This is a genomic window from Koromonas soli, assembly GCF_059726265.1.
The window spans coordinates 3,569,071-3,592,899 of the sequence record NZ_AP040872.1; the positions used below are offsets into that span (position 1 = coordinate 3,569,071).

The window sequence follows — 23,829 nt, forward strand, 5'->3', positions numbered from 1 at the left end:
GTAAATATGGCGCAGGAGTGAACTGCGGATTGCGCTGTAAACGATTGATGCATAGCCAGTTAGTGCTGGAAGTGAATTGGCCGGACGTGCTATAATGGCCTGTGCTACTAAGTGCGAATTCCCTACATTCAAGCAGTCATGGGCTCCTGATGAGCCTGGCGATCATGACTGTTTCCGATTCTCGAAGCATTGCCGGAAGGTATCTGAAATAAATGGCCGACGAAACCAACAATCCTAAGCTTCCGCTGGAAGGCGGCGGGGGGCCTCCCTCAAACGTACTGCCGATCAACATTGAAGAGGAGATGCGGAGATCGTATCTCGACTACTCGATGTCGGTCATCATTGGCCGCGCGTTGCCGGACATCCGTGACGGAATGAAGCCGGTGCATCGCCGCATTCTGTATGCGATGCACGACATGGGCCTGCTCTACAACAAGAAGCACGTAAAGTGCGCCAAGGTCGTGGGCGAAGTGCTGGGTAAGTATCACCCGCACGGCGACTCCTCCGTTTATGACGCGCTGGTGCGCATGGCGCAGGATTTCTCGCTGCGTTACCCGCTGGTGGACGGGCAGGGCAACTTTGGTTCGGTCGATGGCGATCCTCCGGCGGCATACCGATACACCGAGTCACGGTTGACGGCGATTGCGTCGGAACTGCTGGCAGATATCGATAAGGACACGGTGGACTTCGTCGCGAACTTCGACGACACGACGGCCGAGCCGACGGTACTGCCGACAAGAATTCCGACACTGCTGGTGAACGGCTCGAACGGTATCGCCGTAGGTATGGCGACGAACATTCCGCCGCACAATCTGACCGAGATTCTGAATGCCGCGATTCTGCTGGTTGAAAAGCCTAAGACGCAGCTGGAAGAAGTTCTGACGATTGTGCAGGGGCCGGACTTCCCTACCGCTGGATTCATCCACGGGCGTAAGGGAATCCATGAGGCCTACAGGACGGGACGCGGACGCTTCCTGATGCGCGCCAAGGTTGCGATTGAGCACCTGACGAAGGAGCGCGAAGCAATCGTTGTGACCGAGATTCCTTACCAGGTGAACAAGTCGAGGATGATCGAACGCATCGCCGACCTGGTGAACGAAAAGACGATTGAAGAAATCAGCGACATCCGCGACGAGAGCGATCGTGATGGTATGCGCATCGTGATCGAGTTGAAGCGCGGAGCGCAGCCTGAGATTGTGCTGAACCAGCTCTACAAGCACACGCAGATGCAGGAGAGCTTCAGTATGATCTTCCTGGCCGTGGTCAACGGCCAGCCGCGCGAGATGGGGTTGGTGCAGGCGCTCCAACACTTCATCGACCATCGCACGGACGTGATTCGCCGCAGAACGGCGTTCCTGTTGCAGAAGGCAAAGGACCGCGCACACATCCTGGAGGGATACCAGAAGGCTCTGGACCACCTGGATCATGTGATTGCAATTATTCGGGGCAGCCAGAATCGCTCGGAAGCTCGCGACAACCTGGTGGCGTATTTCGGCGGGAAGAAGATCACGATCAACCTGACGGGCAAGCTGCCGACGGGCGACGCGGAGAATCCTTTCACGACGAAGCAGGCAGACGCGATTCTCGAATTGCAACTGCACAGGCTGACGCGGCTCTCCATCGACGAAATCACCCACGAGTTGCAGGAACAGCGCGAACGCATCGCAGAGTATGAGCTGATTCTGTCCTCAGAGAAGAAGCTGAAGTCGGTGATCATCGATGAGTTCAAGGAAATTCTGAAGAACTACGGTGGGCCGGTGAAGGACCCGCGGCGCACGATCATCCAGGACGAAGCGAAAGAGCTGCAACTGGAAGACCTGATCGCAGACGAGCAGGTGGCCGTAACGGTAAGCCATGCCGGATACCTGAAGCGGACGAACATCTCGACCTACAGGCAGCAGCGGCGCGGCGGTACAGGACGCAAAGGAATGAGCACCCGCGAAGAAGATTTCGTGGAGCACCTGATTGCGGCCTCGACGCACAACTTCATCCTGATCTTTACCAACACGGGACGCGTGTACTGGCTGAAGGTGTACGAGATTCCCGACGTGCAGGCAGCAGGCAAGGGCAAGCACATTGGAAACCTTGTGAACCTGCAACCGGGCGAGACAGTACGGGCCTTCCTGAACGTGAAGGATATCGAGGAAGAAGGTAAGTTCATCTTCTTTGCGACACGCAAGGGCACGGTGAAGAAGACTCCGCTGAAGGACTTCTGCAACGTGAACTCGCGCGGCATTATCGCCATCGGTATCGACAAGGACGACGAGCTGGTCTCGGCACAGGTGACGGACGGACAGCAGTACATTCTGCTGGCGACGCACGACGGCATGGCAGTGCGCTTCGACGAGGAGGACGTTAGGTCGATGGGACGTCCGGCGTATGGCGTGCGAGGCATGAACCTGGCGGAAAAAGACTACATCGTCGGAATGGTCGTGACTCCGAAGAACGCGGCGTTGAGCGCAACCCAGGCGGCCGAGCACAAGAGCCGCAAGAAGAAGGGCGAGGATGAAAGCGGTGAAGCAATGCCGAACCTGATCCTCAGCGTGTCTGAAAACGGCTACGGCAAACGCACTCCGGTGGATGATTACAGGCTGACGGGACGCGGAGCCAAGGGCGTCATCAACCTGAAGACCACGGCAAAGAATGGCAAGGTGGTCGCCATTCTGCTGGTAAGCGAAGAGAGCCAGGCGATGCTGATCAGCCAGTTCGGCAAGATCATTCGCATGGGCACGGATACGATTCGCGAAGCTGGACGTGCAACGCAAGGCGTGAAACTGCTGCAACTGGATAACGATGATCGCGTAGCTGCGGCCGTGGTGCTTCCGAAGGAAGAGGCCAACGCAAATGGCAATGGCGAAGATCAGGCAACGCTGCTCGAATAGCTACAGAGCGTCGTAAAAGCTCTCCCTGCGGGGAGAGCTTTTTTGTTTGGTGCTACTATGTTCGGCACTTCACGGATGGAGGTACGCAGGATGCGACGGAGCTGGGTGTTGGTGGTGATCGTGGCAATGGCGGCTATGGCTTGGGCCGGAGATGAGCACTCTCGAGCGGAAGTGAAACAGACGCCGGAGTGGACGACCCTGAAATCGCTGGTAGGGAACTGGAGCGGGAAAGTAGAAGAAGGTGGCAAGGAACTTACGTCGAATGTGGAAGTGCGCATGACGGGTGATGGGTCGGCCATCATGCACTGGATGGACAAGGGAACTCCGCATGAGATGGTCACGATGTTTCACCCGGACAAGGACGACCTGCTTGCGACACACTACTGCGCGGCGCACAACCAGCCGCGGATGAAGTTGGTATCGGCAACGGCGAAGCGCCTGGTGTTCGAGTTCAAGGATGGAACGAATATCGGCCCAAAGGACGGACACATGGTTGGTCTCGCCATGAATGTGATTGACAACAATCATCACGATGAGGAGTGGAGCTACGAACAGAACGGAAAGCGCATGACGAGCGTGTTCCATTTCACGAGGACGATGGCGAACTGAGAAGTCGATATGGGTTGGGAGCAAGGCCCGCTGGAGCGACTCCGGCGGGCTTTTCTTATCGCAGCGTTTACTGGGCGTTTTTGCTGCACAGAGATCGCGCGCAATGTTTACCTTAGACGCGCCACGGGAGTCTCAGAATGAGCATCTGATTACTCACTCGGAGCAGGGTTCAACAAGGAATTCTGCACCGTAGATAAGAATTATAGGCGAATGTGGCTGGTGTATTTTGGGCGGCGAATTGCAGCTACACAGAAATGTAAGCGGGAAGAATTCATTCGATGTATGGGGGCCTGAGGTATGCGCTGTGGTGGTCGTGGTTTAATGCTCTGCTGTTTAATGGTTGCCGCCTTGGCTTCGGCTGCGGTTGCCGAGTGTGCCGTTCCCGCACAAAGCGGACTGGCAATGTGCTTTCCTTCCACGGGCTCGACCGTGATGTATCCGCCGGTCATCGAGCTTGCAGCGAACTCGGGCGCGGTGCCCATTACTCATATAGCTGTATATGACGGTTCGGCGATGATCGATACCTTTGATTTCTTGCCGGGAACGCTGATCGATTACGCAATCAAAAACGGCTACCACAACATCACGGTGAACGCCTGGGACGCTAATGGAAAGCTATACCAGGCGAAGAAGAGCTTCAGCGTTACGGGATTTGGCGTAGGGACGTGCGCACGCGGCACGAGCGCAATCACGCTCTGCTGGCCGACACAGGGAAGCTATCAGCCGGAAAGCTCAGTACCGATCTCGGCGGCATTTGCCACGAACGTGAAGAGCTGGTCGATGACCCTGGATGGCAAGGCTTTCTTCAACTCGACAATGACGGGTTCGCCGACAGCTCCGCTGCTGACGGGTGCGGGAACGACGGCGGGTAGCCATACGCTGGTGATCACAGCGACGAACACATCGGGCGTGAAGAGCACGGTTACGCGGCAGTTCAACAGCTTCTATGACGGAGAGTGCAATCCGAAGACGGGAGCCTGCAATCCGGGTATTGAAATACTGTCACCCACAGCAGTCGATGTGACGGGAACGACCTTCCGCATTCAGGCCGAGGTGACGGGAAATCCGAAGCCGACAACCAAAATGGTCGTGTATGTGGATGGCGTGAATAAGGCGCAGTCGGCAGGACCGGGGATCACGGCGAACGTGACGGTGACCAAAGGCTCACACTATTTCGTGGTGCTCGCGTGGGATACGGCGGGCCGGATGTATGAAGCGTACAGCAACGTGAACGTGCAGTAGAAACAAACCTGTGCGACGACACGGCGGGCCGGATGTTCGGCCCGCTTCGTTTTGTCTGCTCGCGCGGGAAGTTATAGAGGACTGATGAAGGTTCCGCTTACAATTGTTGCGTGCTGACTTTGGAGCAGGGCGGACTGCTGTTTGCGGTTGCGATCGTAAGCGGCGCGATGAACGCGGTGGCGGGCGGTGGGAGCTTTCTGAGCTTTCCGATGCTGTTGCTGGTGGGCGTGCCACCGATCCAGGCGAATGCGACCAACACGATTGCGCTATGGCCGGGAATCATTGGCAGCATTGGCGCGTATCGGCGCGAGTTCGAAGGACCCGAGGCGCGGCGGGTGCTGATTCCGCTGCTGGCGACAGGCATCTCGGGCGGACTGCTGGGAGCAGTGACGCTGCTGTTCACACCGCAACAGACTTTCCTTCGATTGATTCCGTGGCTGCTGCTTTCGGCGACATTGTTATTTGCTTTCAGCCGGAAGATTACGGCAGCGCTGCGGCCCAAGGGTGGCGAAGCTCCCCTGACAACCGTGGGTGCAGCAGTGGCACAGCTTTTTGTCGGCTTCTATATCGGATACTTCGGCGCCGGAGCCGGAATCTTGATGATGGCATTGCTGGCCCTGCTGGGAATGACGCAGATTCATCGCATCAACGCTTACAAGACCGTGCAGGCGGCGGCGTGCAACGGCATCGCAATCGTCGCCTTTATCGCCAAGGGCGTCATCTTCTGGAAGCATGCGGGGATCATGGTGGCCGGCTCGCTGCTCGGCGGATACTACGGCGGCTACTTCGCGCAGAAGATGAAACAGGAACATGTGCGCTGGATCGTGATTGCCATCGGCTTGGGAATGGCAGCGTACTTCTTCATCAAGCAGAGATAGCACGGGCGATTGGTGTTGGAGAATCCTATCTAGTAGTCGTGGCCGCCGCTCCGTTGCAACGTTGGCGGGATTTCTGTTTAATGCTGGAACCGTTGTCTACCGGAATGTAAGGCCCGGGAAAACTCGAACATGGCTCCCATTGCTCCAGCTCGCAAATCCGCGACATTTCAATACATCGTTCTTGCTGTGCTCTTCGTTATCACGGCTGCCTACTTTGCGAAGCACGTTTATTACATGGCAGAGTACCTGTCCGGACGCGTTGATACCGTGGCCTCTCCGGTAGAGATGGAAAGCTCAAGGGCGGTTGTGGCGAAGGTACAGAAAGAGGGCGAGCGCTCGGGGTTAAGCCGTGGAGACACGCTGCTGGCCCTAGATGGATCTGCGTACAAAGGGGAAGCAGACGTCGTCCGTGCATTAAGACATGCGCGTCCCGGTGGCAAACTGCACGTGATGGTGCAGCACACCGACGGTAAGCGCGAGACAGTGGAAATTCCGTTGACACCGCGCGCTCAGGCCGCCAGTGACAACGCGGTGTTTGCGATTACGTTGCACGTGTTGCTGCCGCTCTCCTGCGTTGCGCTGGGATTCTGGGTTGCGGCGCTGCGTCCGCGGGAAAAGATGGCTTGGATTCTCCTGGCGTTGCTGCTCGGGTTCAGCCAGATTTTTGGGCTCGCGCAGGAAAACCAGAGCGGCACGTTGAGCGACTTTCTCGCGCTGATTTACAAGGGGCTGTTCAGTTCGCTGTGGCTGCTATGGCTGTTCTTACTGGGACTCTATTTTCCTGAGCGGCTTGGGTTTGAACGCCGCCATCCCTGGATGAAGTGGCTGATAATCTTTCCGCTGGCGATCAGTTCACTCGCCGGATGGATCCACGTAATACTGGCAAACAAGAGCTACGCTCTCGCCTCGCGCTTCGACCACTTATTGCCGTCCAGCGTCTCAAGTGTCATAGGACCGGTAACCGTGTTCGCCGCTCTGGGCGCGGTCGTGGGATTCTTTGTGGCCATTATTGCCAAGCACTTTGTGGCCTCCACGCGAGATGCGAAGCGCAGACTGCAATTGCTGTACTGGGGAATCTTTCTGGCCGTTGTTCCGACCTTGGTGTTGGTCGTCACTAGTTCGATTCTCAAGAAACCGATCGACGATTTTCCGGCTTGGATCGAGCTGCCTTGTCTGCTGCTGACGAGTTTGTTTCCAGTGACGCTGGCGTATCTGATTGTCGCGTATCGCGCGATGGATATTCGAGTCGTGGTACGGCAAGGGTTGCAGTACACGCTTGCGCGACGCGGGATCAAGCTGATGCAGGCTGTGCTGACGGGAGCACTGGTCGTCATTATCGGCGTGCTGGCGAAAACCCACGCAACCACCCTTCTGCAAATCGTTCTGGTGATATCACTCGGGCTGCTAGCCATTTATCTGTTGGGACGCGGCGCGACTCGTCTTGCGAAGTGGATCGACCGCATGTTTTTCCGCGACAGTTATAACGCCGATCAGTTGCTGATCGAATTGAGCGAACAGGTAAGAACGATGGTGGAAATGCGTCCATTGCTTGAAACCATCTCTCATCGCATCTCGGAGTCGCTGCACGTTCCACGCGTGGCAGTACTGCTCTCAAACGACAGCGCCTATCGGCTCGCCTATGCTTTGGGATATGAGTCAGTGCCCGAAATCGAGTTTGCGGACAGATCGGCAACTGTGAGGCAGTTGAGCGACGCTCGGCAACCGACACGAGTGTATCTGCGCGATCCAAACAACTGGGTGAATCTGCAATCCGAGGTCGCTCCGGAAGAGCGCGGCACATTGGCGCGGCTGCAATCAGAGCTTCTGGTTCCGTTGTTGGCGATGGGACGCCTGCTTGGATTCATCAGCCTGAGCCAAAAGCGCAGCGAAGAACCGTACTCGCGCAACGACCTACAGCATCTCGGCCTGCTGGCCTCCCAGGCAGGATTGGCGCTCGAGAACGCGCGGCTGGCCTCAGCCGTGGCAGAAGAAGCAGCACAGCGCGAGGCCATGAAACGCGAAGTGGAGATTGCGCGAGAGGTACAGGAAAGGCTGTTCCCGCAGAATCCTCCGCAAATAGAAGGCCTGGATTACTGCGGAGTGTGCCGCCCGGCGAGAGGAGTGGGCGGAGACTACTATGACTTTCTTCCGATGCCGGGTGGGCTGGGCGTGGCAGTAGGAGATGTGTCGGGCAAAGGAATTTCAGCCGCACTGATGATGGCGAGTCTGCAGGCTTCTCTGCGGGGGCAGACGATGAGCGGGCCGGAGGAAATGGCAGAACTGGTGGCGCGGGTGAACAGGCTGGTCTATGAAGTGTCCTCGCCGGAGCGCTACGCGACCTTCTTCTTTGCACAGTATGACGCCGAAGCGCAGGTGCTGACGTATGTGAACGCCGGACATAATCCTCCGATGCTGCTGAGCAAATGCGAGGACGGTTGGCAGGTTAAGAGGCTGGATGTGGGCGGGACCGTGGTGGGACTGCTACCGCAATTCACATACTCTCAGGACTCGGTGCGGCTGAAGCCCGGCGATGTGCTGGTGGCATTCACCGACGGCATAAGCGAAGCCATGAACGGAGCCGATCAGGAATGGGGCGAGGAGAACATGCTCGAAGTCCTGAAGACATGCGATGGAACGAGTGCGGCAGATACGGTGGCGTGCATCATGGAGGCCGCAGATAGATTCACGGGCGGCGCCAAGCAGTATGACGATATGACCCTGGTAGTGCTGAAGGTGAAGGCAGACGCTGGATCGCAATCACAGGCGCCATAGTGAAGAAAGGGAATGCGATGAAACTGACTAAGCTGACTCCCAACCTGGTGGTGAAAGATGTGGAGGCGAGTGTTCAGTTCTACCGCTCGGTGCTGGGATTTGAGCCGGGAATGACGGTGCCGGACGCGCCACCTTACGTATTTGCGTCCGTGGTGTCGGGAGACGGCGCCGTGGAGATCTTCTTCAACGATCAGAAAGCGGTGAGGGAAGAGTATCCCGCGCTGGGCGAGCGCGCGATTGGCGGAAGCATGACGCTCTTTCTGGAAGTGGAAGGGATCGAGCAGGCGCTTGAGGCAGTAGAGAAGAGCGGGGCCAGGATCACGATGCCGCTGAAGACGCAATTCTATGGCATGAGGGAGTTTGCGTTCGAAGATCCAGAGGGTTGGGTGGTGACTGTGGCGGAGCGGGTGAAGTAAAGCATCGAGTATTCCGGCATGGGAGACGCTCTGCCTGCATGCGATGCAAACCGAACTTTCGTCAGGGCAATTCCGTAACAGAAGTTTAGCTCTAGGAGAATACTGTTCGGAGGCTGAATGGAAGCTGCCGGGGAAGACGTTTCAGGCTCGCTCATCGGCTTGCCTTTGCGAATTCAGGGGCTGAACAAGAATTTTGGCGATCTGAAGGCGCTTGAGGATGTGACGCTCGAAGTCAGAAACTCCGAGTGCCTGGGGCTGCTCGGCCCCAACGGCGCAGGCAAGAGTACATTGTTGCGCTGCATCGCCGGACGGCTGCGTCCCAACTCTGGCTCGATCTCGATCTTCAATACATCCGTGGGTTCGCCCACGGCTCGCCGAAGCTTCGGCTGGGTTCCGCAGGATTTGGCTTTGTACGGCCGCCTTAGCTGCCGAGAAAATCTGGAGACGTTCGGACGATACCAGGGACTGAGCGGCAAGGAGTTGAACGAGTCGATTGCCTGGTGCCTGGGATGGGCTGCGCTGGAAGAGCGTGGAGCGGCTCTGGTGAAAGATCTTTCGGGCGGAATGAAGCGCAGGCTGAACATGGCTGCGGGACTGATCCACAGACCCCGGCTGGTGCTAATGGATGAGCCAACGACCGGTGTAGATCCGCAATCCCGCAATCGTATTTTCGAGATGATCGAAGCCCTGCGCCGCGACGGAATCTCGATTATCTACACAACGCATTACATGGAAGAAGCCGAACGCCTTTGCAGCCGGATCGCCATCATCGACCACGGCCATATCATCGCCAACGGCAGTGCTGAAGAACTTATACGCAGGTCATTCGGTTCGCGCAGCGAAGTTCTGGTGCGAGTTACCGGCGAGGCGGATCGCGCAGCGCAGTGGGTCACACAACACGATGGACACCACGCGGACGGCGCGGCACAGTTCACCATCGACAACGCTTCTATCATTCCAGCCTTACTGGAGAGCATTGCCGCAGCCGGGCTGGGGTTGGATGACATTGCCGTGCGGCGGCCAAATCTTGAGTCGGTATTTCTGCACCTGACTGGAAGGGGACTGCGAGAATGATCGCCTCGATTATCCGTTCCGCGTGGGTTTCGCTGCGCCGCGACCGGGGAGCACTAGCCATGAGCTTTGTTCTTCCTGTCGCTTTCTTCAGTATCTTTGCCGTGATCTTCGGAGGCCAGAAGGAGCACACCCCGAAGATCGCGGTTGTGGTGGCAGACGAAGACCATAGCAAGGCTTCTGAGAGATTGATTCGCGGGCTGGAACAGGAAACCGCGCTCGTCGTTCGCACGCGGCCAAAATCCTCAAAGGGAGTGGAGCAGCCGCAATACACTGCCGCCAGTGCGGAAGCAGCGGTAAAGAGCGGCGACGCTCCGGTGGCGCTCATTGTGCGCAAGGGCTTCGGCTCTAACCCTGTTTCATTCGGAAACAGCGTTGGAACAGCTCAGATTCAACTGCTCAAAGACAGCAGCGACCTCGTGGCCCCGCAAATGGTCCACGGCCTGTTGCAGAAAACCGTAATGACCGCGATGCCGGATCTGATGGCCGAGGAAGGATCGAAGTATTGGGAGCAATACCTAGGAGGTCTTACTACAGAACAGCGCCGCAAGTTCGACAACGAACTGCAACAGCTTCGTCGCCTGAAAGAAGATCCAAACCGTAATGCGGCTGCAGGCAGCAGCTTCGAGGGAGGGCTTATTCCGGTTCGGGCGCGCGATGTCATAGGGGCGGACAAGAAAAATCCTATGGTGTCGTTTTATGCAGCCGCGATCGGAGTCATGTTTCTGATGTTTACCGCCAGTGCCGCAGCAGGCTCTCTGTTGGATGAAGCCGAAAACGGAACGCTGGATCGCGTGCTCAGTTCTCAGGTAAGCATGACGGTGTTGCTGGCTGGAAAGTGGGCATACAGCGCGCTTCTTGCGTTTTCTCAACTGGTGCTGATGTTTGTCTGGGCGTGGGCGGTCTTCAAGCTTGATTTGTGGACCCACATTCCCGGGTTCATTGTGATGGGGCTATCGACGGCCTTCGCCGTTGCGGCGTTCGGCATGCTGCTGGCGAGCATCTGCCGCACGCGGGCACAATTGGGCGCGCTGTCAACGCTGGTAATCCTACTGATGTCGTCCATTGGCGGCAGCATGTTTCCACGATACTTGATGCCGGAGGCGATTCAGAAAGCCGGGCTTGTGACGATCAACGCGTGGGCTATCGACGGGTTCACCAAGGTCTTTTGGCGCGACGAGCCGCTCCCACACCTGTGGCCACAGGTCGCGGTGTTGCTGGCTGCAGGTCTTGTGCTTTTTGGCATTGCGAGACGGCTGGCGCGGCGTTGGGACTATTCATAACTGCAATACAGCCCTTATGATCTCTTCCTAACCCAGCGCGGTTTGGAATTCCGTCTCGTCGGAACGGGAACGGGTTTGCAGTCGAGAGTCTTTGCCAGGTAGCCCTTTGGCAAAGTTGAGGGTTTTGGCGCCCTGCTTTCAATCGATTCTTCTTTGTTTGACCTCAGGCTGAGGAAAACGATAGAATCTTGTTGGTTTGCCTGTACTGCTTCGCCTCGTCAGAGGCACCCCGCATCAGATTCTGCGCGGTCGGTTGAGAGCGCTGGATCTGCCTTCGATCTCTCGATCTGCGAGGAAGTGCAAGCGCACAGAATTGATTTGAGTAACTCCATCGGCCTCCTCGAATAGCGGTGTCCTCCGATGGAGGAATGATTTATGGAGGCATTGCTATGTACGCGGTGATCCGCGCTGGCGGTAAGCAGTATCGCGTCGCCCCCGGTGACGTCGTTAAGGTCGAAAAGACGTCCAACAGCGATCAGAACATTGAATTTGAAGTTTTGGCAGTCAGCGGCGAAGAGGGCAAGATCGCCAAAGCCGACGATGCCAAGGTGATCGGCGAAGTGCTCGGAGAGGGCCGCGCCGACAAGGTTCTGGTTTTCCACTTTAAGCGCAAGAAGCAGTACAAGAAGCTGAACGGGCACAGACAGCCGTTCACTCAGGTACGCATTGCGGAAATCAGCGCAGGCGGAGAGACATACAAGGCTCCGGCGGTGGCCGTGAAGGCGCCGAAGGCAGCAAAGAGCGAAGCCAGCGCGACGACGGCCAAGAAGGCTCCGGCTAAGAAAGCGGCAGCCAAGAAGACCACGGCTAAGAAATCGAGCAAGTAATCTCTGCTTCGCCTCGCAAGCGGCGATGAGTGAAGGAACAGGAATTCAGTTATGGCACACAAAAAAGGTCAAGGTACATCCCGCAATGGCCGCGACTCGAACGCACAGCGCCTGGGCGTGAAAGCCTTCGGCGGTGAGACGGTCACGGGCGGAACGATCATCGTTCGCCAGCGCGGCACCCGCATCAAGCCCGGCCTGAATGTCGGCCGCGGCAAAGACGACACGCTCTTTGCCAAGATCGACGGCAAGGTGAAGTTCACCGACCGCGGATCGATGGGCAAGTTTGTCGTAATCGAGCCGATCGCGCAAGCGTAAGACTCGCAGCAAGACGATTCGCAGAAACAAGTTCAGAGCAGAGGCCTCGCCTACGGGCGGGGCCTTCGTGCGTTTGGGGATCTTTTCGGAACTGCTGTTTGCCCGTGCACTCGTGCCGGAGCCGACGCGAGTTCGGAGGATTAGCTGTCCTTGCGATAGAGCAGGTTTCGCATCGCTTCGCGGCGCGCTTCGTTCATCTCGGCTGTGCTCTTGCGCTCGTCGGCGTCGAGTCGGTTTTGGGCAGCCTTGGCTTCTTCTTCGGCTTCGGTGCACTCGGGGCAGCGATTGGCAAAGCCGGGCTTGTCGGGCTTGAGCTCGAACTCTTCAGAACAGATGATGCAGGTCATAATCGGGAATGCCATGAAGGAATTTTAGCGCGGAAAGAAAGTAGGTTGAAGACGTGGTGAGAGCAACCGCACGAGTGTGAGACATCGTCCGCGTTTCGAGTTTGAAGACAGACAAAGGGACGAGGTGCACGGGTCGGAACTTCGTTCATCCTCACAGGTGCGCGAGACATTCGAAGAGCAGAGAAGAGAGATGGTGAATGCAAAATGCATTCATGTGCGAGCTGCGAGCATCTCACTTCACAGCGAGTTCGAATACCGGTGGCATGACACGAACCGCGAGCAGACGACGAGAAGAGCAGTTGAGCTGACCGCAATGGAATTTTTTCTTATCCGGATGGAAAGGCGAAGCCGGGGGATCTCTCTGAGAGGATGGATAGCGCGAGAGACGTTCACGAAGTTGAGCGAGTACAGAGTGGAGATTATCGCGATGTGCTGCAAAGGCGCATGAACACTGATTGCGAAGAGCATCGCAGGATCGAATGTTGAATCGTACGCAGAGAATGAGAAGCATGAGCGGAGTAGATTGAAGCAGGGAGAGTGATGCGAAAGGACCGATGGTTTATGGATTTACATTTATAAATCTTTATTCTTTCATCATTTCCCATCTATGTTTCTTGCACTAGTTGTGGTGAAATAGCTCAGTTAGCAGGACTAAGGTATCGATGTTCGTTGATGAAGCAAAAATTCGAGTCGCATCCGGAGCCGGTGGCAATGGCTGCATGGCGTTCCGCCGCGAGAAGTTTGTTCCGCGCGGAGGACCGAGCGGTGGTGATGGTGGCCGCGGTGGCGACGTGATCATGGAAGCCAGCGAGCGACACAACACGCTGGTCCACTTCCGGTTCAATCCGGAATACAAGGCACAGCGCGGACGTCACGGCGAAGGCTCGAACAAAACAGGACCGGAAGGCAAGAGCATCACGCTGAAAGTTCCGGTCGGCACGATGGTCTATAACGATGAGACCGGAGAGTTGCTGTACGACTTCGCAACTCCGAACGAAAAGATCGTGATCGCCAAGGGCGGTGGCGGCGGAAGAGGCAATCAGCACTTTGCCACTCCGACCCACCAGGCACCAAGAGAGCACGAGGCAGGAAGGCCAGGACAAGAGCTGCGGCTACGGCTCGAGTTGAAACTGCTGGCCGATGTGGGACTGGTCGGGTATCCGAACGCAGGCAAGTCCACACTGATCTCGCGCATTTCGGCGGCACGACCAAAGATTGCTGATTATCCGTTTACCACGCTGCAACCGAATCTTGGCGTGGTGGCACTGGGCGAGATGCCGAATGTCGTGAGCTACGTAGTGGCCGACGTTCCGGGATTGATTGAAGGTGCGAGCGAAGGCGCGGGACTGGGCACTCAGTTTCTGCGTCACCTGGAGCGCACGCGATGCCTGGTGCACCTGGTGGACTGCTCGGATGCGAGCGGAAGACCGGACCCGGTGAAAGATTTCGATGTGATCATGCGCGAGCTGAGACGCTTTGGCGCAGGCCTGGAACGCAAACCCATGATCGTCGTGGCCAGCAAGATGGACGCGGCGAATCCGCAGAAGGTGGAGAAGCTGCGCAAGCATGCGCGCAAGCTTGGTCTCGAATTCTATGAGATTTCCGCCGTGACGGGAGCCGGCATTTCGGAGCTGGCGTGGGCAATGGCGCGTTACGTCGAAGAGGTTCGCCGCCAGAATAACGGCGGAGAAGGAGCAATCGACCTCGAGCCGAAAGGCATGGAGGAAGAAGCTCCAGTGAAAAAAACAACAAAAGGGAGAATACCAATGGCTGCTACAAAGAAAGCTGCTACGAAGAAGGCCGCCGCCAAGAAGCCGGCTGCCAAGAAGACCGCCACCAAGAAGGTTGCCAAGAAGGCCGTAAAGAAGGTTGCCGCGAAGAAGACGACCGCCAAGAAGACCGCGAAGAAGGCCGCAAAGGCGACGAAGTAGTTCATCTGTTATTGCGGCGCGGACCCATCACGGTCCGCGCCGAAATTTTGCGATCTGCGATTCCTGTTTCGAAGGTTCCCATTCCAAGCAAAGGTAAATTGAGCTAGGCTCTCGATGAGCTGTGCTATGAACGACTCGTGTGAATGCGTGGCAATGTATGGCGGATCGTTTGATCCCGTGCACCGGGGGCACCTGGCGGTGGCTCGGGCGGCGGTGGAACAGTTTGGGATTGCGCGCGTGTACTTCATTCCGGCAGACGTGCAGCCGCTGAAGGCGCAGCAGAAGGTCACGAACTTCTACGACAGGTATGCGATGCTGGCGCTGGCGCTGGCGGGAGAAAAGCGATTTGTGCCGTCGCTGCTGGAGGCTCCGGAGATTGGGCGCGGCCAGGGACGCCGGGCAAGCTATACAGTGGAGACCGTGGAGCGAATGCGGGCGTGGCTGAAACAAGGAACGCGGTTGCTGTTCCTGATTGGGGTCGATGCGTTTCAGTCGATTGCGCAATGGAAGGAGCCGGTGAGGCTGCTGAGGTCGGTTGAGTTCGTGGTCGCAAGCCGTCCGGGGTATCCGCTGGAGGAAGTGGGAAGCATGCTGCCTGCAGAGTTGCGTCCGGATGATGATGCATCGCGGCAGCTGCTGGAAACAGGGTCGCTGGAACACAATGGCGCACGAATTCACCTGCTGCCGAATGTTCATGAAGATGTGAGCGCGACGGAGATTAGAGAGGCGGCGCGGCGCGGTGATGGACTGGAAAAGCTTGTGACAGCGGAAGTCGCCGAGTACATTACGAAGCTGAAGATTTATAGGGATGAAGGCAGGTAAGGTTTCAGGTTTCAAGGTTTCAAGGTTTCAAAGGTTCATGGTTCGCACTGTGATGAGCTAGAGCTTGCGCGGGGGGACGAAGCTGCGCACAATAGCTCATCATTGGAAACGAGAGGAACGATGCCGACGCAAGACATTCGAGAGCAGGTCGCACTGGCCCTGAAGGCCGTAAACAACAAGAAGGCGGAAGACGTTGCGTTGCTGCAGCTTCCCAGAGAATCGAGCACTTTTACTGATTATTTCCTGATCTGCAGCGGTGCGAATGCGCGCCAGGTACAGGCGATTGCCGATGAGGTCGATGAGCGGCTGTCGAAAGACATGCGCGTGGAACCGAACGCGCGTGAAGGTTATGACACGGCGGAATGGATTCTGCTGGACTACGTGGACTTCGTGGTGCACATCTTCAACGCGCAGCGACGGGCATACTACGACCTGGAGCGGCTCTGGAAATCGGCTCACAAGCTGACCGAAGATGAACTGCTGCATGGCAAGGCTCCGGCGGAAGCGGAGGGCGGGGAAGCTCCGGCTCCGGTAAAGCGGGCTCGCAAGACTGCGGCAAAGAAGACGGCTGTAGGCGTACGCCAGGCTGCGCGGTCGGGCGCTCGGGGCGGAAAGAAGACGGCTGCGAAGAAATCTCCGGCGAAGCGAGTAGCAGGGAAGAAGACGGGTGCGAAAAAAATAGCGAAGAAAGCAACCAAGCGGAAGTAGGCTGCGGCGGAAGGACCCTGGAGGGCTGCGCAGATTTAGGTTGCGGCAGGGGTCCTTCGCTTCGCTCAGGATGATACTCCAAAAAACAAAGCAAGCAAGAGCAAGAGCAACCCCGAGGTCCTTTGCTTCGCTCAGGGTGACAGCAAAGAAACAACGGCAACAGCAAACGGACCTTTGTTGTGTCGCGGCCGCCAACCGCGGGAACATCGGGGACGCTCTTCGAAGCAAATCATTCCATCCATGAAGATCCGGCTGATTTCCATTACAAAGCGCAGAGGTGCAAGCAAGGACTCGGCCGTTGATGAGCTGACGGCAGAGTATATAAAGCGTGCGGCACGATTTGCGCCCGTAGAGGCGACGGAGCTTGCGAGCGAGGAAGCGCTGCTGAAGTCTCTGGAAAGACCGGGGCGCACGGCTCCGGTGCTGGTGGCGCTGGATTCGCGCGGGAAGCAGTTGACGAGCGAAGAGCTGGCGGATTTTGTGCGCGAGTACATGGAACGCAGCACGCAGGAGTTGCTGTTTGCGATCGGTCCGGCGGATGGATGGACGGCGGCGACGCTTGCGCGCGCGCAGCAGAGGCTATCGCTGGGGAAGATTACACTGCCGCATGAACTGGCTCGTGTGGTGTTGGCCGAGCAGATCTATAGGGCATTCACGATTCTGAATCACCATCCGTACCACGGCGGTCACTGAGCGCAAATCGTCCGATCGCACCCGTCACACTACAGCAGTTCGAGCGCTTCCCCGGCGATATAGATGGAACCGGAGATGACCATCACTGAGCCTGGGCCGAGTGCCCGGGCTTTTTCAGTTGCGAGCTTGAGGCCTTCGGCAACCGTGAGGGCGCTTGAGTGCGGAACTCCGAGTGATTGTGCGAGTCTTGCGAGAGTTTCGGGCGCAGCGGCGCGGGGATTGTGCGAGGTGCGGGTGAGGACGACATGCTCCATCAGTGGCCAGAGGATCTGGGCCATTTCTTCGACAGCCTTGTCGGCCATGGCTCCAAAGAGGAGCACCAGCGGATGCTCGGCGAATTGCTCGGTGATGGACGCGCGCAGAGCCCAAGCTCCGGCGGGATTGTGCGCGACATCGACAATGGTTTCGGGGCGAGCGGCGGTGGCAGCAAAGTGCTGGAAGCGAGCCGGCCAGCGGGTTTGGCGCACGCCGAGAGCAATGGAGTCGGGAGTGATGAGGTATCCCTGGCCGGAAAGTTCCTCGGCGGCGGTGATGGCCAGAGCGAGATTGCGGAGTTGATGGCGTCCGACAAGCGGAGACGCGATTTCGACTTCCTTGCCGAGCACGCTGAGCCGGAAGCGCGTCTCGCTGGCTGAACTGTGTACGAGCGAAGACGCTGATGGCGAGACGGAAGCCATGTTGCGAGTGGCACTGACGGCGCGCACTCCGAGCGACGTCATGATGTCGCCGAGCATCTGGTTGGCCTCAGGATGCTGGGGCAGAGTGACGGCCGGAACGTTGGAGCGGAGGATGCCAGCCTTCTCGCGCGCGATCTCCGCTATGGTGTTGCCCAGGAATTTCTGGTGGTCGAGATCGATGTCGGTGATGACGCACAGGATGGGATCGACGACATTGGTGGCATCGAGGCGTCCGCCCATGCCGACTTCAAGCACGGCGATGTCGATGCTGGAAGATGCGAAATAGTCGAAGGCCATGGCGGTCATGGTCTCGAAGAAACTGGGAAGATGCGGCAGCGCGGAGGACTCGACCAGTTTCTCAGCTACCGAATGTACGTGGTCGTAGGCGGCGGCAAAGTCCGCGTCAGGGATGGGCTGGCCGTCGATGGAGATACGCTCGTTGACGCGCAGCAGGTGCGGCGAGGTGTACAGCCCGACACGATGCGAGGAGGCTCGCAGGATGGAGGCCAGAGTGGCCGCCGTGGAGCCCTTGCCGTTGGTTCCGGCGATGATGACGGAGGGAAAGCGGTGCTGCGGATTGCCGAGCGCCTGGCAGAGTACGCGCATGTGAGCAATGTCGAACTTGTGCGGCGTTCCGGCCTGGAGTTCGTGGCCGAGAGCATAAAGATTTTCGACCGCGGTGGGATAGGAAATCATAAAAATCGATTATCGCACCGCGACGAGGCGAGCGGCTGTGAGGTGCGGGCAAAAGCCCAACCCGCGAGAGGTTTGAGCCATCCATCCACTGGGACGGAGAGATGAAATGAATAGAAACAGGTTCAACTCTGCGCTGCTGATTGGGATGACAGCAGGATTGCGATCAATGACGGCTCCGGCAGCGCTGGCGCTGGCACAACAGCGGAATTTCACCTCGGACGGCCCGTGGTTGCTGGATAGCCCGCGAGTGGGGCAAGTGCTGACCGCGATGGCGGTTGGCGAGATGATCTTCGACAAGCTGCCGTTTGCACCGAACCGCATCGCTCCCGGATCGCTGGTGGGGCGCTTGCTTTCCGGTGCGATGTGCGGCGCTATCGTGGCACGCAAGGAACAAAGAGAGGGCGCGCTGTTGGGAATGCTTGGAGCGCTGGCAGGGAGCTTTGCGGGATACTTCCTGCGGAAAGGCGCGGTAAGAGCCAGCGGAGCTCCGGACGCGCTGGTTGCGTTGGCGGAAGATGCGCTCGCCGTAGGTGTTGCAGCGGTAGCAGTAAATCCTCCGCAGGATAGGCGCGGACACGTGCTCGAATGGCACGACGCACACGTGGCGTGACGCGGAATTACCGCCGCACTGAAAGCAGCTCCGCGGGTACGGTAATCCAATGGTGGTTATCGGCTGGGACCCGAGTACAGCCGCATGAGGCTGGCAAGGCTGTAAGCCGCCTGCGCGGCGATGACAGCGAAAACGACAGCGAGAGCAGTTTCCTGCCGCTTGCTCTCGATGAGATCGGCGAACACTCCGGAGACAAAGAGCAATAGCAATGGCAGGCTGGCAAAGAGGATGACGCCAGCACCATTCATGGGCAGAACAACCGCAATCCCAAGCAGAAAGACGAAGACGATCAGCGGAGCAGTGTTTCCGAAGAATCGCGTGCGCCGCCAAGACAGCCATGTGATGAAAACCACGACAAACAGCAGCAACGCAGCTGGGACGGCGTTGAAGTAGAAGTGTCCCAGGAGGCGCGCAAGCGAGATGGGGTGCAACGGGTTGAGATCCTCGAAGCGCGAACTGATCCACGTTGCATTGCGCAGGCCCTGGATGAAGGCGCCGAGCATGCCGAGATAACAAATGCTGAGCAGCACGGTCGCAACGGCTGTGGCGGCTCCGAGAATGAGCAGAGCGGCTCCGCGGCGGTGTGGAACGGCCCACAGCATGAGGGCTGCAGCCGGCACGAGCAGCCATGCCAGAGGCCATTGAGCTCCGACGGCAAAAGTGATGGAAATGCCGAGCAGGACGATGCGCTTCCAGTTCCAGAGAATGACCTCACGCGGAGCGTAGAGCGTGTGCGCTGTGGCGATGGCTGTGAAGATGAGGCCGAAGGCTCCCCAAGCGGCGAAGATCTCTGGACCGGCGAGCGAGGAGCGGGCGACCATGCCGGGACTGAAGGCATAGAGTGCGAGCGCGATGTGTCCGGCGGCATTGCCGTAAAGGCGGCGCGCGACATACCACAAGGAGAGCGCAAGACAGAGTCCTGCGAGCAGGAACGGAGCGCGAATGTACCAGCGATGCTGGTCAAGCCAGAACTGATCGAGCAGAACGGGACTGGGGGGAAGATTCCACGAAATTCCGAGGACAGAGAACAGTGGGACCATCGGAGAGGACACGGGTTCGGCTGTGAGCGGCACGTGACGGACGAGCGCGATGCCGCGCAGGATCACGTCCGCCTCAAGTTGCGTGAGGGGGACGGACGCGATGAACCAGGAACACTGCGCAAAGAAGGCAATGAGCAATACGAGCGCGATGAGGTGGTAGGAACGGACGGGCTTGGGAGTGCGCGATTCAGCCATTTTGGTCTGACATAGTTTGTATCACTTGCGAGCTGAATTCTCACGCCATGTTTCGTGGATTAGGAGTGGGAAGCAAAAATGTGGGGCAAGTGAGGCTCGCCCCGGAGGATTTGATTTGTTGCGAAGCTAGTTGGAGATACGAAAGAGGGTGGAGCAAAGTTCATCGAGTTGCGGCTTCTACTATGCGGCTTTTCCGGCCTTGCCCATTTGCGCGCGCATTTGCTGCCCCCACTGGCGCATGGCGGAAACGTGTCCGGGGGAGTGTTTCTCGGCCCACTGCTCGTAGCGTTGAGCGGCCTGCTCGAGGTTCACACAGAACTGGTTATTCACGAAGCGCTTTCGGCCCTCGGCAGCAGTTGGCTTGAGCCGCTCCCAGACACCGAAGAACTCGCCGTTGATCTGGAAGAAAAGGTCTTCATGCAGCAGTCCGTAGTTGAGTAGAGCGCAGGCCTGCTCCCAATAACTGATGACCATCATGAAGGACTTGCCAGCCTCGCTCATGGGTGCGGCGACGCGCATGGCTTCGTCCAGAGTGTCGGCGAAGTAGTTGTTGAAGAACCAGTCGCGAGCCTCGCGAAGACGTGGTTCACGGCGCTGCTCGAAAATCTGCATTTGCAATTGAGCTTGCTCGAAGGTGGGTTTCGATTCCATGGGAATCCTCCTTGTGAGGCGTTTTGTTGCTGAGTGGCACTTTCACGCGCAGCACGCGAAAGCTCGGGATGGTGGATGCCAGTAGCGCGGGATGGGTTGAGTGCAGCAGAGCGATTCCTGCACCTAGCACACGCGACGTAGTACGGCCGGCGAGAGCTGGTGGTATCAGTTGCGGGAACGAGCAGCTCCGGCGCCCATGAGGATGAGTGACCGCTGGGCAAATGGAGAATAGACGAGCAGGGCGGTCGAGGCCAGGGCGAGTCCGAAATTGATGTGGTGCAGCAGAAGGAAGGGCGAGAGCGACCACAGCTCATCGAAGAGAAGCAATAGCGGCCAGAGCCGAAGCAGTTTCGACTGCACCCGGGGCGCGTGAAAGACAATCGACAGCAAAACGAAAACGCGGATCGGAATAAGGATAGCCGCGGTGGCGATGAGCACCGGGTAGAGGCGCGCGGTAAACGGCAAGGCCGACATGAGCTCTTCGATTTCCGCAAGGTTGGCGAGGGCAGAAACGTAGAAGGCGATGTACATCAACTGAAGAAGCAGAAGGAGTGTCTCGACTACCTTCAGCGGAGTGTGTGGGAGTTCGTGGGGCGCGGCGAGAATCTGCAGGCCGGAGATGCCGGGCGTGGAGAGTGCAGAGGTATCGGCTATCGTGGCCGGCGCGGGAGCACACGGAGGGTTGGCACCGCTTTTGGGTGGCTCAATGTATTCGGCGATTTCGGGAGTCGGCGCGGGTTCGTGCTCGGGAACAATGCGCTCGACGGGTGCGATGAAGCGATAACCGCGCCGGGCTAGGGTTTCCACGTAGCGCGGGTTGGAGGCTGTATCGCCGAGAGCTTCGCGGATACGATTGATGGCTGAGTTGACGCCGTGCTCGTAATCGACAAAGGTGCCATCGGGCCAAAGCTGGCGGGAGATTTCTTCGCGAGTGAGCAGCTCGCCTGGATGCTCGAGCAGTATGAGGAGAAGCTGGAATGGCTGCGCGTTGAGCTTGATGCGCACACCTTGACGGCGCAGTTCGCCCGTGGAGGCGTCGGCCTCAAAGACTCCGAAGCGATATGTGGGCGACGGCTCCATCGTTTCCCGGCCAGTGTATCCCGTTGCGAGCGCAATCCCAAAGCATTCCCTCAAAGGACAAGTTGAGTGAAGTTCTTCTGCTGCATGGAATTGCGCGGTGAGGAACAAATTCTTACGGGTGAGATTCCATGCATTGCTCCGCAGGACGTAACAGGAGCATGTTGCGGGCATGAAGAGCTTGTGCAGATCGTTGTCGAGCAGAGTTGGAGCGGTAATTTGCGTGGTAGTCGCAACATCAGCGGCAGCGTTGGCGGCTGTTCCATCTGTGGGAGCGAACGAGGAGTTCGTGTCTTATACGGAGCAGGTAGAGAGCAGACTCGGCCAGCAGAGGAGAAGCGAGGCGGGGACGGTGCGGCTGAGTTCTGGGGTGCTAGCACCAGAAGTGGAAGTGCGGCTGAGACGCGGCGAGATGGTGATCGAGCGGTTGACGCCAGAGTCGGGTCGAACGCTACGGGGAGCAATGCTGCATCACTGGCGGGGGACGGCGTACGTGCCGGGAGCAAAGGCGACGGAGTTTGTGCGATTGCTGGAGGACTTCCCCGCATACCGCCTGCGCTACGCGCCACAGGTCGTAAGGGCGGAGGTGCTGGCGCGAGATGGAGACCGGTTCCGGGCACGGCTGCGCGTGAAACAGCACCATGTAATGACCGTGGTGATGGACACGACGTATGAAGTTCGCTTTGGAGAGCTGGACGCGCGAGATGGTTACAGTGAATCGCGCAGCACCGAGATAACGGAGATTGAGGCTGCGGGCACGACGCATGAGCGGCGACTGAGTGCGGCGGAGCAGCATGGCTATCTCTGGAGGCTGAACAGCTATTGGAGTTACGCGGAGCGCGATGGCGGACTCTACATTCAGATCGAGTCAGTATCACTGACGAGAGATATTCCACGCGGGCTGGGGTGGATCGTGGGCCCGTTTGTCGAGAGCATTCCGCGAGAGTCGCTGGAGTTCACGTTGGGGCGCACGCGGGATGCGCTACGCGAAACGCGACGGGCGGAGGAGGCGAGATGAATTCGAAGGTGGCGGAGATGGGTGAAGATTTTCGTTCGGCGCGAAGGGTCAACGAAGGGTTGACGGCTGGGATTGAGCGACGGGCGCTGGTTTGGATGGCCAGGAGAGCTCCGCGCTGGGTGACTTCCGACCAGCTCACTGGGCTTGGTTTTGTGGCGCAGATTGGAGCTGGAGCGTGCTATGCGTTGGCACGGTACGACCTTCGCGCACTGCTGCTGGTGATCGTGTGCCTGGGACTGAACTGGCTCGGCGACAGTATGGATGGAACGCTGGCGCGAGTAAGAGGGCAGCAGCGTCCGCGATATGGATTCTATGTGGATCACGTGGTGGATGCGTTTGGAGCGGTGGCGCTGATGTGCGGCATGGGGCTTTCGGGACTGCTGCACTGGTGGGCGGCACTGGCGATGCTGCTTGGGTTTCTGCTGCTGTCGATTGAGAGCTATCTGGCGACGTACACGCTGGGCCGGTTCCAGATGTCGCAAGGGGTGTTTGGGCCGACGGAGATTCGCATTCTGCTGGCGATTGGAAACCTGGCGCTGTTGCGCAGCCGTTACGCGACGGTTGCTGGACATCGCTGGCTGTTGTTCGACATTGGCGGGGCGGTGGCTGCGGTGTGCATGTTTGGCATGGCTGTGGCGAGCACGGTGAAACACACGGTTCAGCTCTACCGTGAGGAGCGCATTCGGTGACGGCGGCGGCACGGTGGTGGAGATTTAACCTTGTCGGCGTCTTTGGCATGGGGGTGCAGCTCGCGGCTGTCGCCATGCTCACGCGATGGATGCCGAAGCAATACCTGCTGGTGACGGCACTGGCGCTGGAAATCACGCTGCTGCACAACTTCTGTTGGCATGTGCGATACACGTGGCGGGATGCGATGGCCGGTGCTGGCGCGAGAGAAATCATTTCTCGGGCGGCGAGATTTCATCTGTCGAACGGGCTGGTGTCGCTGGTTGGAAATCTGGGGCTGGTGCGGTTGCTGGTGGGCGGAGCGCGATGGCCGGTGCTGGTAGCAAACGTAATAGCGATTATCGTGTGCTCGCTAGTGAACTTCTATGTTGGCGACCGCTGG

At 58.2% G+C, this 23,829-nt stretch carries 22 protein-coding genes and 1 pseudogene; 18 read left to right on the forward strand and 5 right to left on the reverse strand.

Annotated features, from left to right (window positions below):
- The first annotated feature begins 212 nt into the window (after positions 1–212).
- From gyrA to rpmA, 10 genes are all read left to right on the forward strand, one after another.
- Positions 213–2,882 (forward strand): DNA gyrase subunit A, encoded by a 2,670-nt coding sequence (gyrA, locus tag AC6IY8_RS15510; protein ID WP_497775427.1) that lies wholly within the window; start codon positions 213–215, stop codon positions 2,880–2,882.
- Positions 2,883–2,972: 90 nt separating this feature from the next.
- On the forward strand, positions 2,973–3,491 hold the full coding sequence (locus tag AC6IY8_RS15515; RefSeq protein ID WP_497775428.1) for a hypothetical protein: 519 nt from the start codon (positions 2,973–2,975) through the stop codon (positions 3,489–3,491).
- A gap of 321 nt (positions 3,492–3,812) precedes the next feature.
- Positions 3,813–4,733: a hypothetical protein gene (locus AC6IY8_RS15520; protein WP_497775429.1), complete on the forward strand. Its 921-nt coding sequence runs from the start codon at positions 3,813–3,815 to the stop codon at positions 4,731–4,733.
- 110 nt (positions 4,734–4,843) lie between these two features.
- Positions 4,844–5,611 (forward strand): sulfite exporter TauE/SafE family protein, encoded by a 768-nt coding sequence (locus tag AC6IY8_RS15525; protein ID WP_497775430.1) that lies wholly within the window; start codon positions 4,844–4,846, stop codon positions 5,609–5,611.
- 129 nt (positions 5,612–5,740) lie between these two features.
- Positions 5,741–8,383, forward strand: coding sequence for a SpoIIE family protein phosphatase (locus tag AC6IY8_RS15530; RefSeq protein ID WP_497775431.1), 2,643 nt, complete (start codon positions 5,741–5,743; stop codon positions 8,381–8,383).
- Positions 8,384–8,400: 17 nt separating this feature from the next.
- On the forward strand, positions 8,401–8,799 hold the full coding sequence (locus tag AC6IY8_RS15535; RefSeq protein ID WP_497775432.1) for a VOC family protein: 399 nt from the start codon (positions 8,401–8,403) through the stop codon (positions 8,797–8,799).
- Positions 8,800–8,916: 117 nt separating this feature from the next.
- Positions 8,917–9,873 carry an ABC transporter ATP-binding protein gene (locus tag AC6IY8_RS15540; RefSeq protein ID WP_497775433.1) on the forward strand — a complete coding sequence of 319 codons (957 nt, stop codon included), beginning with the start codon at positions 8,917–8,919 and terminating at the stop codon, positions 9,871–9,873.
- Positions 9,870–11,153 carry an ABC transporter permease gene (locus AC6IY8_RS15545; protein WP_497775434.1) on the forward strand — a complete coding sequence of 428 codons (1,284 nt, stop codon included), beginning with the start codon at positions 9,870–9,872 and terminating at the stop codon, positions 11,151–11,153. The genes AC6IY8_RS15540 and AC6IY8_RS15545 overlap by 4 nt, the downstream gene beginning before the upstream one ends.
- A gap of 389 nt (positions 11,154–11,542) precedes the next feature.
- Positions 11,543–11,980, forward strand: a complete 438-nt coding sequence (gene rplU, locus AC6IY8_RS15550; RefSeq protein WP_497775435.1) for a 50S ribosomal protein L21 — start codon at positions 11,543–11,545, stop codon at positions 11,978–11,980.
- A 51-nt stretch (positions 11,981–12,031) separates the two neighbouring features.
- Positions 12,032–12,295 (forward strand): 50S ribosomal protein L27, encoded by a 264-nt coding sequence (rpmA, locus tag AC6IY8_RS15555; RefSeq protein WP_497775436.1) that lies wholly within the window; start codon positions 12,032–12,034, stop codon positions 12,293–12,295.
- A 140-nt stretch (positions 12,296–12,435) separates the two neighbouring features.
- Here rpmA and AC6IY8_RS15560 read toward each other — a convergent pair whose 3' ends face one another.
- On the reverse strand, positions 12,436–12,657 hold the full coding sequence (locus AC6IY8_RS15560) for a hypothetical protein (RefSeq protein ID WP_497775437.1): 222 nt from the start codon (positions 12,655–12,657) through the stop codon (positions 12,436–12,438).
- 647 nt (positions 12,658–13,304) lie between these two features.
- Here AC6IY8_RS15560 and obgE point away from each other — a divergent pair.
- The 4 genes from obgE to AC6IY8_RS15580 all read left to right on the forward strand — a co-directional run bounded on the left by obgE (position 13,305) and on the right by AC6IY8_RS15580 (position 16,796).
- Positions 13,305–14,573, forward strand: a complete 1,269-nt coding sequence (obgE, locus tag AC6IY8_RS15565; RefSeq protein ID WP_497775438.1) for a GTPase ObgE — start codon at positions 13,305–13,307, stop codon at positions 14,571–14,573.
- A 126-nt stretch (positions 14,574–14,699) separates the two neighbouring features.
- On the forward strand, positions 14,700–15,395 hold the full coding sequence (nadD, locus tag AC6IY8_RS15570; RefSeq protein WP_497775439.1) for a nicotinate (nicotinamide) nucleotide adenylyltransferase: 696 nt from the start codon (positions 14,700–14,702) through the stop codon (positions 15,393–15,395).
- A gap of 120 nt (positions 15,396–15,515) precedes the next feature.
- Positions 15,516–16,103, forward strand: a complete 588-nt coding sequence (gene rsfS, locus AC6IY8_RS15575) for a ribosome silencing factor (protein WP_497775440.1) — start codon at positions 15,516–15,518, stop codon at positions 16,101–16,103.
- A gap of 240 nt (positions 16,104–16,343) precedes the next feature.
- The gene (locus tag AC6IY8_RS15580) at positions 16,344–16,796 is read left to right on the forward strand and encodes a 23S rRNA (pseudouridine(1915)-N(3))-methyltransferase RlmH (RefSeq protein WP_497775441.1); all 453 of its coding nucleotides are present in this window, start codon (positions 16,344–16,346) and stop codon (positions 16,794–16,796) included.
- Between the two features lie 29 nt (positions 16,797–16,825).
- On the opposite strand, the gene AC6IY8_RS15585 is transcribed toward AC6IY8_RS15580, so the two are convergent.
- Positions 16,826–18,169, reverse strand: coding sequence for a bifunctional folylpolyglutamate synthase/dihydrofolate synthase (locus AC6IY8_RS15585; RefSeq protein ID WP_497775442.1), 1,344 nt, complete (start codon positions 18,167–18,169; stop codon positions 16,826–16,828).
- A gap of 106 nt (positions 18,170–18,275) precedes the next feature.
- On the opposite strand from AC6IY8_RS15585, the gene AC6IY8_RS15590 reads away from it, so the two are divergent.
- Positions 18,276–18,779, forward strand: a complete 504-nt coding sequence (locus AC6IY8_RS15590) for a hypothetical protein (protein WP_497775443.1) — start codon at positions 18,276–18,278, stop codon at positions 18,777–18,779.
- A 56-nt stretch (positions 18,780–18,835) separates the two neighbouring features.
- Here AC6IY8_RS15590 and AC6IY8_RS15595 read toward each other — a convergent pair whose 3' ends face one another.
- From AC6IY8_RS15595 to AC6IY8_RS15605, 3 genes are all read right to left on the reverse strand, one after another.
- Complete coding sequence (locus AC6IY8_RS15595) at positions 18,836–20,014, reverse strand: hypothetical protein (protein ID WP_497775444.1); 1,179 nt, start codon at positions 20,012–20,014, stop codon at positions 18,836–18,838.
- Between the two features lie 180 nt (positions 20,015–20,194).
- Positions 20,195–20,665: a DUF4760 domain-containing protein gene (locus AC6IY8_RS15600; RefSeq protein WP_497775445.1), complete on the reverse strand. Its 471-nt coding sequence runs from the start codon at positions 20,663–20,665 to the stop codon at positions 20,195–20,197.
- A gap of 165 nt (positions 20,666–20,830) precedes the next feature.
- On the reverse strand, positions 20,831–21,745 hold the full coding sequence (locus AC6IY8_RS15605; RefSeq protein ID WP_497775446.1) for a winged helix-turn-helix domain-containing protein: 915 nt from the start codon (positions 21,743–21,745) through the stop codon (positions 20,831–20,833).
- 367 nt (positions 21,746–22,112) lie between these two features.
- Here AC6IY8_RS15605 and AC6IY8_RS15610 point away from each other — a divergent pair, with 367 nt between their 5' ends.
- From AC6IY8_RS15610 to AC6IY8_RS15620, 3 genes and pseudogenes are all read left to right on the forward strand, one after another.
- Positions 22,113–22,760, forward strand: coding sequence for an SRPBCC family protein (locus AC6IY8_RS15610; protein ID WP_497775447.1), 648 nt, complete (start codon positions 22,113–22,115; stop codon positions 22,758–22,760).
- On the forward strand, positions 22,757–23,449 hold the full coding sequence (locus tag AC6IY8_RS15615; RefSeq protein ID WP_497775448.1) for a CDP-alcohol phosphatidyltransferase family protein: 693 nt from the start codon (positions 22,757–22,759) through the stop codon (positions 23,447–23,449). The genes AC6IY8_RS15610 and AC6IY8_RS15615 overlap by 4 nt, the downstream gene beginning before the upstream one ends.
- Positions 23,446–23,823: pseudogene (locus tag AC6IY8_RS15620) on the forward strand (GtrA family protein); the annotation flags it as partial. The gene AC6IY8_RS15615 and the pseudogene AC6IY8_RS15620, both read left to right, overlap by 4 nt.
- Positions 23,824–23,829: the final 6 nt, after the last annotated feature.

Excerpts from the sequence above, each read along its gene's own strand:
- gyrA (WP_497775427.1), top strand. The coding sequence starts at position 213 with ATGGCCGACGAAACCAACAATCCTAAGCTTCCGCTGGAAGGCGGCGGG.
- AC6IY8_RS15515 (WP_497775428.1), top strand. The coding sequence starts at position 2,973 with ATGCGACGGAGCTGGGTGTTGGTGGTGATCGTGGCAATGGCGGCTATG.
- AC6IY8_RS15520 (WP_497775429.1), top strand. The coding sequence starts at position 3,813 with ATGCTCTGCTGTTTAATGGTTGCCGCCTTGGCTTCGGCTGCGGTTGCC.
- AC6IY8_RS15530 (WP_497775431.1), top strand. The coding sequence starts at position 5,741 with ATGGCTCCCATTGCTCCAGCTCGCAAATCCGCGACATTTCAATACATC.
- AC6IY8_RS15535 (WP_497775432.1), top strand. The coding sequence starts at position 8,401 with ATGAAACTGACTAAGCTGACTCCCAACCTGGTGGTGAAAGATGTGGAG.
- AC6IY8_RS15540 (WP_497775433.1), top strand. The coding sequence starts at position 8,917 with ATGGAAGCTGCCGGGGAAGACGTTTCAGGCTCGCTCATCGGCTTGCCT.
- AC6IY8_RS15545 (WP_497775434.1), top strand. The coding sequence starts at position 9,870 with ATGATCGCCTCGATTATCCGTTCCGCGTGGGTTTCGCTGCGCCGCGAC.
- rplU (WP_497775435.1), top strand. The coding sequence starts at position 11,543 with ATGTACGCGGTGATCCGCGCTGGCGGTAAGCAGTATCGCGTCGCCCCC.
- rpmA (WP_497775436.1), top strand. The coding sequence starts at position 12,032 with ATGGCACACAAAAAAGGTCAAGGTACATCCCGCAATGGCCGCGACTCG.
- AC6IY8_RS15560 (WP_497775437.1), bottom strand. The coding sequence starts at position 12,657 with ATGGCATTCCCGATTATGACCTGCATCATCTGTTCTGAAGAGTTCGAG.
- obgE (WP_497775438.1), top strand. The coding sequence starts at position 13,305 with ATGTTCGTTGATGAAGCAAAAATTCGAGTCGCATCCGGAGCCGGTGGC.
- nadD (WP_497775439.1), top strand. The coding sequence starts at position 14,700 with ATGAACGACTCGTGTGAATGCGTGGCAATGTATGGCGGATCGTTTGAT.
- rsfS (WP_497775440.1), top strand. The coding sequence starts at position 15,516 with ATGCCGACGCAAGACATTCGAGAGCAGGTCGCACTGGCCCTGAAGGCC.
- AC6IY8_RS15580 (WP_497775441.1), top strand. The coding sequence starts at position 16,344 with ATGAAGATCCGGCTGATTTCCATTACAAAGCGCAGAGGTGCAAGCAAG.
- AC6IY8_RS15585 (WP_497775442.1), bottom strand. The coding sequence starts at position 18,169 with ATGATTTCCTATCCCACCGCGGTCGAAAATCTTTATGCTCTCGGCCAC.
- AC6IY8_RS15590 (WP_497775443.1), top strand. The coding sequence starts at position 18,276 with ATGAATAGAAACAGGTTCAACTCTGCGCTGCTGATTGGGATGACAGCA.
- AC6IY8_RS15595 (WP_497775444.1), bottom strand. The coding sequence starts at position 20,014 with ATGGCTGAATCGCGCACTCCCAAGCCCGTCCGTTCCTACCACCTCATC.
- AC6IY8_RS15600 (WP_497775445.1), bottom strand. The coding sequence starts at position 20,665 with ATGGAATCGAAACCCACCTTCGAGCAAGCTCAATTGCAAATGCAGATT.
- AC6IY8_RS15605 (WP_497775446.1), bottom strand. The coding sequence starts at position 21,745 with ATGGAGCCGTCGCCCACATATCGCTTCGGAGTCTTTGAGGCCGACGCC.
- AC6IY8_RS15615 (WP_497775448.1), top strand. The coding sequence starts at position 22,757 with ATGAATTCGAAGGTGGCGGAGATGGGTGAAGATTTTCGTTCGGCGCGA.